Source organism: Myxococcus vastator, from assembly GCF_010894475.1.
GTDB classification, from domain to species: Bacteria; Myxococcota; Myxococcia; order Myxococcales; family Myxococcaceae; genus Myxococcus; species Myxococcus vastator.
The window spans coordinates 1-5,389 of record NZ_JAAIYB010000528.1 but is presented as its reverse complement, the minus strand read 5'-3'; the positions used below and the strand labels follow the sequence as shown (position 1 = coordinate 5,389).

Below are 5,389 nucleotides of genomic sequence, written 5' to 3'. Positions count from 1 at the left end.
GTACCGCACGGGCGACGTGGTGCGGTGGTTGAGGAATGGGACGCTGGAGTTCCAGGGCCGAGCGGACACGCAGGTGAAGGTGCGCGGCTACCGCATCGAGCTGGGCGAAGTGGAAGCGGCGCTGGCCCAGCACAGTGGCGTCAACGAAGTGGTGGTAGTGGCCCGCGAGGACGGGAGTGAAGGCAAGCGACTGGTGGCGTATGTGACCGCGCAAGAGGGCGCGGAACTGGAGGCCAGTGCGCTGAGAAGCCACGTGAAGCAGCGGCTGCCGGAGTACATGGTGCCGTCGGCATACGTGGTGCTGGAGTCGCTGCCGCTGACGCCCAACGGGAAGGTGGACCGCAAGGCGCTTCCCGCCTCGGATGCACAAGGTCCGAAGACGGCGCACTTCGAGGCGCCTCGCACCGCGTCCGAGCAGAAGCTGGCATCCATCTTCACCGAGGTGCTGAACGTCGAACGAGTCAGCATCGACGAAGACTTCTTCGAGCTGGGCGGCCACTCATTGCTGGCCACGCAGTTGGTGTCGCGCGTCCGCGAATCCTTCCAGGTGGAACTGCCCCTGAGGGACGTCTTCGAATCGCCGACAGTGGAGAAACTGGCTCTTCGGCTGGACCACGCGCAGGTGAGGGGCTCGGTGCGCCAGGCGCCGCCACTGAAGCGAGCACAGCGCCAGGGGGCCTTGCCGCTATCGTTCGCTCAGCAGAGGCTGTGGTTCCTCGACCAACTGGAACCCGGCAGCGCCTTCTACAACGTGCCGGTTGCAGTGAGGCTCACCGGCGTCCTCGACGTTGGAGCATTGCGCCGTAGCTTTGATGAGCTGGTTCGCCGACACGAATCGTTGCGAACCACCTTCCGTGCTCAGAACGGGATGCCTGTCCAGCTTGTCTCCGACACGGCAACGACGCGGTTGGAAGTCGTGGAGCGTGGAACTCCGGACGGCGGTGAAGGAGGACCGGAAACGAAACGCCTCGTGGAGCAAGAGGCACTTCGTCCGTTCAACCTGGAGGTGGGCCCGCTGCTGAGGGCGACGCTGCTGAAGGAGGGGGATGAGGAGCACGTGCTGGTGCTGGTGATGCACCACATCGTGTCGGACGGGTGGTCGATGGGCGTGCTGGTGAGGGAGTTGGTGGCGCTGTACGAGGCGTACTCGCAGGGGAGGGAGTCACCGCTCTCCGAGCTGGAGGTGCAGTACGCGGACTACGCGGTGTGGCAGCGAGAGTGGCTGAAGGGGGAGGTGCTGGAGGAGCAGTTGGGGTACTGGAGGAAGCAGCTTACGGGCGCACCCGCGGCGCTGGAGTTGCCGACGGACAAGGTGAGGCCGGCGGTCCAGACGTACCGAGGAGACACGCGAGGAATGGAGTGGCCGAAGGGGCTGTGGGAGGGAGTGAAGGGGCTGGCGCAGCGGGAGAATGCGACGCCCTTCATGGTGCTGCTGGCGGCCTTCCAGGTGGTGCTGTCGCGGTACGCGAGGCAGGAGGACGTGAGCGTCGGGACGGCGATAGCGAACCGGACGCGAGCTGAGACGGAGGGGCTGATTGGCTTCTTCGTGAACACGCTGGTGCTGCGGACGAAGGTGTCACCGACAGCGAGCTTCCGGGAGTTGCTGGCGCAGGTGCGCGAAGTGACGCTGGGTGCGTACGCGCACCAGGAAGTGCCCTTCGAGAGGCTGGTGGAGGAGCTGCAGCCGGAGCGGGACTTGAGCCGCAGCCCGCTGTTCCAGGTGATGTTGGTGCTGCAGAACGCGCCGGGCGGTGCGGTGAGCCTGCCGGGGCTGAAGCTGGAGGCGGCCGAGTCGCCTGGAAAGACGTCGAAGTTTGACGTGACGCTGGGCTTGGGAGAGTCGAGCGCGGGAGGGCTGTCGGGCGCGCTCGAGTTCAACAGCGACCTGTTCGAAGCCGAGACGATGGAGCGACTGCTGGGGCACCTGCGGGTGTTGTTGGATGCAGCCGTCGCTGAACCAGAGACGCGGTTGGCCGAGTTGCCGCTGATGGGCAGTGAGGAGCAGCAGCGATTGGTGAAGGCATGGAGCGGGACGGCGACTCCGTATCCGCGCGATGCGAGCCTGAGTGCGCTCTTCGAGGAGCAGGTCCAGCGGACGCCAGACGCGGTGGCGGTGGAGTATGAGGACCAGCGACTGACGTACGCGGAGCTGAACCGACGCGCGAACCAGTTGGCGCACCACCTGAGGGGCATGGGCGTGGGGCCCGAGGTGCGGGTGGGGTTGTGCGTGGAGCGCTCGCTGGAGTTGGTGGTGAGCGTGCTGGGCATCCTGAAGGCAGGAGGCGTGTACGTCCCGCTGGATGCCAGCTACCCGCTGGAGCGACTGGCGTGGATGAAGCAGGAGGCACGCGTCGCGCTGCTGGTTGCACAGGAGAAGCTGGCGGACGAGGTGGCCGCGGGTGGTGAGTGGGTGGTGTGCGTGGACACGGAGTGGGAGACGCAGATTGCCTTGCAGCCGGAGAGCACGCCCGTCGCCAACGTGGGGGGCGGAAACCTGGCGTACGTGATGTTCACGTCGGGAAGCACGGGGAAGCCGAAGGGCGTGGGCGTACCGCACCGAGCGGTGTCGCGTCTGGTGCTGGGAACGGACTTCGCACACTTCGGGCCGGAGGAGGTGTGGCTGCAGTTGGCGCCCATCTCCTTCGACGCATCGACGTTGGAGGTGTGGGGCGCGCTGCTGCACGGCGCGAAGCTGGTGGTGTACCCGGCGGGGACGCCGTCGCTGGAGGAGCTGGGCCGAAAGCTGGAGACTTCGGGAGTGACGTCGCTGTGGCTGACGGCGGCGCTCTTCGAGCAGATGCAGGCGCGGCAGCCGAAGGCCCTGGCCAGTGTCCGTCAGTTGCTGGCGGGCGGCGACGCGCTGCCAGTGTCGCGCGTGAAGGAGCGACTGGCGGCGGGTGGGGCGCTCATCAACGGGTACGGCCCGACGGAGAACACGACGTTCTCCAGCACGTACCGGATGGAGAAGCCGGAAGAAGTGGGCGCTTCGGTGTCCATTGGCCGACCGGTGAAGAACACGGTGGCCTACGTGCTGGACGAGGAGATGCGTCCGGTGCCTGTGGGCGTGCCCGGTGAGCTGTACGTGGGCGGAGACGGGCTGGCGGTGGGGTACGTAGGGCGTCCGGAGCTGACGGCGGAGCGCTTCGTACCGAGCCCATATGGCGATGGAGAGCGGCTGTACCGCACGGGCGACGTGGTGCGGTGGCTGGGGAACGGGACGTTGGAGTTCCAGGGCCGCGCGGACACGCAGGTGAAGGTGCGCGGCTACCGCATCGAGCTGGGCGAAGTGGAAGCGGCGCTGGCCCAGCACGGTGGCGTCAACGAAGCGGTGGTAGTGGCCCGCGATGACGGGAGTGAAGGCAAGCGGCTGGTGGCGTACGTGACGGCGCAGGAAGGCGCCCGGCTGGACGCGGGTGCACTGCGAAGCCACATGAAGCAGCGCCTGCCGGAGTACATGGTGCCGTCGGTGTATGTGGTGCTGGAGTCGCTGCCGCTGACGCCTAACGGGAAGGTGGACCGCAAGGCGCTGCCCGCGCCGGTGGCGATGCTGGGCACCCCAGGTCCCGATTATGTGGCGCCGCGCACTCCGACAGAGGAGTTGATCGCTGGGATCTTCTCGCAGGTGCTGGATGTGGAGCGGGTGGGGGCGAAGGACGATTTCTTCGAGCTGGGCGGACACTCATTGTTGGCAACGCAGGTGGTTTCGCGGATCCGGAGCACCTTCCAAACGGAGCTGCCCCTCCGTGAGCTGTTCGAGGCTCCCACGCTGTCGGCCCTGGCCGAGCGGGTTGACCATGCCATTCGCACGGGAGCGTCGGTCACCGCTCCGCCGCTGAAGCCACGAGCGGATGGAAGCCGGGTGTTGCCTCCGTCGTTCGCGCAGCAACGGCTGTGGCTCCTGGATCAGATGGCTCGTGGGAGCGCCTCCTACAATGTGCCGGCCGTCCTTCGGGTAGAGGGGCCGTTCCACGCCGAGGTGCTCGAGCGGAGCTTCGTGGAACTCGTGCGGCGTCACGAGTCGCTGCGGACGACGTTCAGCGCTCGTGATGGAAAGCCCGTTCAAGTCATCGCAGCCGAGCCGGTGCTGGCCTTCCGACGCGTGGGGCTGGAGTCATTGACGGAGGCCGCCCGCACGGCGGAAGTCACTCGCCTGGTCGAACAGGAGGCACACCAGCCGTTCGAGCTCGAACGGGGTCCTTTGCTGCGCGTGACGCTCCTGAAGCTGTCCGAGCATGAGCACGTGCTGATCCTGGTGATGCACCACATCGTGTCTGATGGGTGGTCCATGGGCGTCCTCGTGCGGGACGTGACCGCGCTCTATGAGGCGTTCTCGCAGGGGCGCCCCTCACCGCTACCGGAACTGGCAGTGCAGTACCCGGACTACGCGCTGTGGCAACGGGAGTGGCTGAAGGGCGAGGTGCTGGAGTCGCAGCTCGCATACTGGAAGCGGCAACTGGAGGGGGCCCCCCCATCGTTGGAGCTACCGACGGATAAACCGCGGCCCGCGGCGCAGACCTTCCGAGGAGGTCATCTTGACCAGTCCTGGTCTCTCCCCCTGTGGGAGCGGGTGAAGGCCTTGGCACAGCGTGAAGGCGCAACGCCGTTCATGGTGCTGCTGGCGGCCTTCCAGGTGGTGCTGTCCAAGTACGCGAGGCAGGAGGACGTGTGCGTGGGGTCCCCCATCGCAGGGCGCACGCATGGTGAGACGGAAGGGCTGATCGGCTTCTTCACGAACATGCTGGTGCTAAGGACGAAGGTGTCTCCGGCATCGAGCTTCCGTGAGTTGCTCGCCCAGGTGCGAGAGGTGACGCTCGGCGCGTATGCGCACCAGGACGTGCCGTTCGAGAAGCTGGTGGAGGAGCTTCAGCCCGAGCGTGACTTGAGTCGCAGTCCGCTGTTCCAGGTGACGCTGACGCTGCAGAACACACCCGTGACGGAGGTCAAGCTAGGAGATGGCTTGAGGCTCTCCGGCGTGGAGTCGGAGGGGCGGACGTCGAAGTTCGACCTGTCTCTGGTGATGGAGGAGGTGAAGGACGGCGTCATGGCGATGGTCAACTACGACAGCGACCTGTTCGAGGCCGGGACAATGGACCGGATGCTCGGACACTTGAAGGTGCTGTTGGAGGCCGCCGTCGCCGAGCCGGAGAAGCGGCTGCTTGATTTGCCTTTGATGGGCAGTGAAGAGCAGCAGCGGTTGGTGAAGGAGTGGAGCGGGACGGCGACTCCGTATCCGCGCGATGCGAGCCTGAGCGCGCTCTTCGAGCAGCAGGCGCAGCGGACACCGGACGCGGTGGCGGTGGAGTACGAGGACCAGCGACTGACGTACGCGGAGCTGAACCGACGCGCGAACCAGTTGGCGCACCACCTGAGGGGCATGGGCGTGGGGCCC

Annotated in this window: 1 protein-coding gene; it reads left to right on the top strand. The window is 66.5% G+C overall.

What is annotated here, in order from left to right; all coding sequences use genetic code 11:
• Positions 1–28 precede the first annotated feature (28 nt).
• Positions 29–5,389 (top strand): non-ribosomal peptide synthetase (locus G4D87_RS33085; protein WP_240358811.1); only part of this gene is annotated, 5,361 nt, incomplete at its 3' end.